At 74.9% G+C, this 5,263-nt stretch carries 6 protein-coding genes; 2 read left to right on the top strand and 4 right to left on the bottom strand.

Annotated elements, in window-relative coordinates:
- The coding region (crtI, locus tag I4I78_RS30080; RefSeq protein ID WP_218614893.1) for a phytoene desaturase family protein at positions 1-975 on the bottom strand (975 nt) is incomplete at its 3' end.
- Entirely contained in the window at positions 972-2,063 is a 1,092-nt protein-coding gene (locus I4I78_RS30075; RefSeq protein WP_218614896.1) for a polyprenyl synthetase family protein, read from the bottom strand. The genes crtI and I4I78_RS30075, both read right to left, overlap by 4 nt.
- Positions 2,064-2,254: 191 nt before the next feature.
- Between I4I78_RS30075 and I4I78_RS30070 the strand changes: the two genes are divergently transcribed.
- Positions 2,255-3,157, top strand: a complete 903-nt coding sequence (locus tag I4I78_RS30070; protein WP_226380703.1) for a methylenetetrahydrofolate reductase — start codon at positions 2,255-2,257, stop codon at positions 3,155-3,157.
- A gap of 65 nt (positions 3,158-3,222) precedes the next feature.
- On the opposite strand, the gene I4I78_RS30065 is transcribed toward I4I78_RS30070, so the two are convergent.
- Both I4I78_RS30065 and I4I78_RS30060 read right to left on the bottom strand, forming a co-directional pair.
- Positions 3,223-3,945, bottom strand: coding sequence for a DUF3153 domain-containing protein (locus I4I78_RS30065; RefSeq protein ID WP_226380700.1), 723 nt, complete (start codon positions 3,943-3,945; stop codon positions 3,223-3,225).
- Positions 3,946-4,054: 109 nt separating this feature from the next.
- Complete coding sequence (locus I4I78_RS30060) at positions 4,055-4,654, bottom strand: GNAT family N-acetyltransferase (protein ID WP_218614892.1); 600 nt, start codon at positions 4,652-4,654, stop codon at positions 4,055-4,057.
- A gap of 216 nt (positions 4,655-4,870) precedes the next feature.
- On the opposite strand from I4I78_RS30060, the gene I4I78_RS30055 reads away from it, so the two are divergent.
- The gene (locus tag I4I78_RS30055; RefSeq protein WP_218614891.1) at positions 4,871-5,188 is read left to right on the top strand and encodes a hypothetical protein; all 318 of its coding nucleotides are present in this window, start codon (positions 4,871-4,873) and stop codon (positions 5,186-5,188) included.
- Positions 5,189-5,263: the final 75 nt, after the last annotated feature.

The raw sequence follows: 5,263 nt of genomic DNA, 5'->3' as shown, positions 1-5,263 counted from the left end.
GCTCGGGGCCCAGCGCAGCCGGACCGGGCGGCGCGGGGCGTGCCCGATCAGCCGGTAGGCGACCGGCAGCTCCGGGGTGAGCACGACGGCGTCGCAGTCGATCCGTTCCGGGCTCTCCCGGGTCCCGGTGCCGCGGTGGCGCACCCCGTGCACCCGCCCTCCGGAGCGGTCGAGCCCGGTGACCTCGCGTCCGAGGAGGATCCGCGCGCCGGCCGCCTCGGCGGCCCCGGCCATCGCGGTGCCGATCTCGCGCATGCCGCCGCGCGGGAACCAGACCCCGGCGACCGTGTCCATGTAGGCGATCACGCCGTAGGCGCCCAGGGCCCGGTCCGGCGCGACCCCGGCGTAGAGGGCCTGGAACGAGAAGATCCGGCGCAGCCGCTCGTCCGGCACCATCGACGCGACCTTCGGGCCGAGCCTGCCGAACCCGCCGAGCGCGGCCAGCCGGACCAGCTGTGCCGCGTTCCCACCCCCGAGCAGGTCCAGCGGCGAGTCCAGGTTGGCGTCGATGAACGTGTCGTACTCGACCCGGTAGAGCTCGGTCAGCCAGGCCCGCAGCCGCCGGTAACCGGCCGCCGCCTCCGGCCCGCAGACCGTGCGTACCTCGTGCTCCATCTCGGCCGCGTCCTGGCGCACCGCGATCGCCGAGCCGTCGGCGAACTCGGCCCGGTAGGCCGGGTCCAGGCGGACGAGGTCCAACCGGTCGCGGGTGGACCCGCCGACCGCGGCGAACGCGTCGTCGAGCAGCTCGGGCATGGTCAGCACGCTCGGGCCCGTGTCGACGAGGTGCACGCCGGAGTCGTCGACCACGTCCAGGCGCCCGGCGCGGCCGCCCGGGTGCGGGTCGCGCTCGACGATCGTGACCTGCCGTCCGGCCCCGAGCAGGTGCAGCGCGGCGGACAGCCCGGCGAGTCCCGCCCCGACGACCACCACGTGGTCGGTCCGGCCCGGGACGCGGCGGAGGCCGCGGCTCACCACTGGCGGCGCGTGGCGCGCTCGGCGAGCTCGAAGAGCCGGGTCCGGGCCGGCCCGTGGACCGGCGAGTTGTCCAGCGCGTCCAGGGCGGAACCGGTGAGCGCGGCGATCCGCTGTTCCACGGCCTGCACCGCGCCCAGCCCGGTGAGCACCCCGCGCACCCGGTCCACCCCCGGCCCGTCCAGCCCGGGGTCGCCCAGCGCCTGCACCAGCACCTGCTCGGCGGCCCCGTCGCCGCGCTGGCGCGCCCGCTGCAGCGCCAGCGCCATCAGCAGCGTCCGCTTGCCCTCGCGCAGGTCGTCGCCGGCGGGCTTGCCCGTGACCCGGGGATCCCCGAACACGCCCAGCAGGTCGTCACGCAGCTGGAAGGCCACCCCGATGTCGGCGCCGTAGCGGCGGTAGCCGGCGACCAGCTCGGGTGGGGCGCCGGCCACCGCGGCGCCCAGGTGTAGCGGCCGCTCGACGGTGTAGGCGGCGGTCTTGAACCGGTCGATCCGCAGCGCGGTGCGCTCGGCGTCGTCGCCGGAGGCCTGGGCCAGGACGTCGAGGTACTGCCCGGCGAGCACCTCGGTGCGCATCCCGCGCCACGGCTCGGCGGCCCGGGCGTGCGCGCCGGCGGGCAACGCCGCGCCGTGGAACATGTCGTCGGCCCAGACCTGGGCCAGGTCGCCGACCAGGATCGCGACCGCGGCGCCGAACCGGGCCGGAGGGCCCGACCAGCCGGAGCCGGAGTGCATCCGGGCGAACTCGACGTGCACCGTCGGACGCCCGCGGCGAATGGACGAGGCGTCCATCAGGTCGTCGTGCACGAGGGCGCAGGCCTGGATCAGCTCCAGCGACGACAGCGCCGTCAGGACCTCCTCGGCCTCGGCCGAGTCCGGGTCGCCGCCGGCACCGCGCCAGCCCCACCACGCGAAGGTGGGCCGCAGGCGCTTGCCGCCGCCGAGCACGAACCCGGCCAGGGCGTCCGCGGCCTCGGTGACCTCGGGGTCGACGGCGAGCACGTCCACCCGCCTGCGGTCCAGGTAACCGGCCAGGATCCGCTCGACGTGCTGGGGCAGGGCGTCGTCGAGGGGGGCGCCGGACACGGCGGTCAGGCCGAGGCCGCCGGTGTCCCCGTCGACGCCCGGGGCGTCGGTGTCGGAGGTGTTGCCGTCCGCGTCGGGGAGCGCTGACGGGACGTCTCGTCCGGGGGGAGGGGGCACCGTCCCAGGCTATCCGTGAGCGCGGGAGTCGGCCCGGGGGCAGGAATGACCGTAGGGTGTCCCCCGTGAGCACGCTGACCCCCGCACCCACAGTGACCGATCGGATCAGTGTCGACCGCCCGTTCTTCGCGGTGGAGTTCTTCCCGCCGAAGGACGACCAGGGCGAGGCGGACCTCTGGCGGGCGATCCGCCGGCTGGAGTCGCTGGACCCGGCATATGTATCCGTGACCTACGGCGCAGGCGGTTCCAGCCGGGACCGGACCGTCCGGACCGTCGGCCGGATCGCCAACGACACCACGCTCGTCGCGATGGCCCACCTGACGGCGGTGTCGCACTCGGTGGACGAGCTGCGCCACGTCATCGGGTCCCTCGCCGCGAACGGCATCCGCAACATCATGGCCCTGCGGGGTGATCCCCCCGGAAAGGACCCGCTCGACGAGTGGGAGGCGCACCCGGAGGGACTCAACTACGCCGACGAGCTGGTCGAGCTGTGCAAGCAGTCCGGACCGTTCTGCGTCGGCGTGGCCGCGTTCCCGTACGGGCACCCGCGCTCGGCGGACCTGGAGGCCGACACCGAGCGGCTGGTGGGAAAGTTCCGCCGTGGCGCCGAGTTCGCGGTGACCCAGCTGTTCCTCGAGCCCGAGGGTTTCCTGCGGCTGCGCGACCGGGTCGCCGCGCTCGGGTTCGACCAGCCGATCATCCCCGGGATCATGCCTCTGACCTCGGAGAAGACGTTCCACAAGGGGCCGGAGCTGTCCGGGTCGCCGCTGCCCGAGGCCCTGGTGAAACGACTCGAGCCCTATGCCGGGGACCAGAAGACGTTCCGGCCCGCGGGCATGGAGGTCACCGGCGAGCTGTGCGAGCAGCTGCTCGCCGAGGGCGTGCCCGGGATCCACTTCTACTCGCTGAACCGCTCGACGGCGACGACCGAGCTGGTCGAGCGTCTCGGCCTGGCCGCACACCGCGCCGAGGTCTGACACCCCACGACGGACGCCGAAGACGCACCGCCCGGGTGGGGGACTCCCACCCGGGCGGTGCCGTGTCAGCTCCCGCTGTGCACCGGGGGGTTGCGGTTGCGCCGGGCCAGCACCACCGCGGCTCCGGCCGCGACCGCGACCAGGGCGGCCAGCAGTGCCGTCCAGCCGAGCGTCGAGGGCGCGTTCGGGTCCGTCGAGGCCACCGAGGCGTTGATCTGGCCGACCTCGCCCGGGGTGAACGTCCAGCTGACGGTCCCGCCGTCGGCCTCGCCGTTGGTCTCCACGACCTCGCCCGGGAAGCTGATCTTGAGCTGGAAGTCCGCCCGGTCCACCGCGACGGTGGTCAGGTCGGCGCGGCCCTGCACCGCGATCCGGCCGCCGACCCGGCGCATCTGCAGGTCGGCGCGTCCGCCTGCGACGCCGCCGACCGCGCTGAGCCTGCTGACCTGGTCGAACGTCAGTCCGGTGAACCGGACCGTGGAGCCGATGTAGCCGTCCTCCTCGTAGGGGGTCAGCTCGACGTCGTCGGCGAGGTCCGGCGGGACGGTCAGCTGCGGGCCCTCGCCGCCCGGGGCGCCGTCCGGGGTGGCGATCACGATGTCGCCGTTGACGGTGTCGTCGGGCTGCACGGCCAGGCCCGCCCGCACCCGCGTGCATCCGCTCAGCGCGGCCAGCGAGAGCAGCAGGACGAGGACGACGACGGCGGTCCGGCGGGCTTGCCCGGGCCGGGCCTTCACCGGGCGGACGGCGGTGCTCGGCGGAGGCGGCGCGGACGGCATGGCGCTCATCGTGCCACCCGGCCCCGGGCGGGCACGGTGACCGCCGGGCGTGTCGGGCGCCTCCCGGTCGATCAGGCGCCGGACCGGGCCGGAGTGACCCCCGGACGAGCCGGGGTGATCAGGACCGGGTCGCGTCCGGTGCGGGCAGCGGGAGCTCGCGGCCGAGCACCGCGAACGGGCGCGGGTCGCCGGTGAACAGGTGTTCGCGGAGCACGTCGGAGAACCCGAGGCGACGGTAGAGGCGCCAGGCCCGCCCGGGCGGCTGTGGCCCGTGCTCGGGGGTGGAGAGCAGGACCCGGGACCGTTCGGCCCCGGAGAGCAGGGCCCGCAGCAGCCCCTCGCCCAGCCCGCCACCCTGGGCTTCCGGGTGGACGTGCAGCTCGGTCAGCTCGAAGTAGTCGGCGAGCCAGTCGCCGCCGTCGGCGCCGGAGCCGCGCAACGATCGCAGGCCGCGCCGGACCTCGTCGAACCACCACTGGCCGGGACCGCCCCAGTAGCCGTAGGACACGGCGAGGAGCCGGTCGCGCTCGCCGAGCCAGGCCACCGAGCGCCATCCGGGCCGGTAGGAGTGCTCCAGCCAGAGCGTGCGCCGCTGCTTGGCGGTCCCGCGCGGGTACCCCATGGCCGTGACGTAGACGTCGATCGCCTCGCCGAGCCGGTCCGCGAACTCACTGCGGCTCAGCCCGACCAGCCGTGGCTGGGCGGGCGCCGCCGTCACGGTCGCCTCCGGTCGTGCCTCACCGGGCCATCACATCACGGACGGCGGTACCGGGGCGCGCCACCCGGCTGCGACTTGACGACGGATCGAACAGACGTTCTACTGAACATGTCGAACACGCGTTCGACGGCGGGCGTCCGGCGGCGGTGTGGGGGAAGCACCCCGCCGCTGGACGCGCCGCGGAGGTGCGTCGGTGACGAAGGGACGTGGTGGCACGTGAGCGGCTTCTCCCGATTGTTCCGTGCCCGTCAGCCGGCGTCCATCGAGGTCCGCTGGCAGAACGGGGAGCCGGTGGAGTTCCAGCGCAGGCCGCTGCGCCGCGGGGAGCGGTTCCTGGTCACCGGGATCCGTGAGCAGTGGATCGAGGAGTCGCCGTGGCCGTTCCCGTCGCCGATGCCGGTCGGGGGAGACCGGCTGAGCTGCTGGCGGGTCCTGGCCCGGTCGGTGGAGGAGCCGCAGGAGCCCGCCCGCGAGGTGGTCCTGCGGATGCGCGCCGGCCCCGGGGTCTGGGACCTGGTGCGGACGAGCGGGTGAAGCGGAGTCAGGGCCGGAAGCGGAGTCAGGGCAGAGAAGGGATCCAGGGATGACCGTCACCACCGAACCGATGAC

It is taken from the genome of Pseudonocardia sp. KRD291 (assembly GCF_019263595.1).
Lineage (GTDB): Bacteria > Actinomycetota > Actinomycetes > Mycobacteriales > Pseudonocardiaceae > Pseudonocardia.
This window is presented reverse-complemented; position numbering and strand designations above follow the sequence as displayed.

Bases quoted from the DNA above. Each gene is read 5' to 3' on its own strand.
- I4I78_RS30065 (WP_226380700.1), bottom strand. From the start codon at position 3,945: ATGAGCGCCATGCCGTCCGCGCCGCCTCCGCCGAGCACCGCCGTCCGC.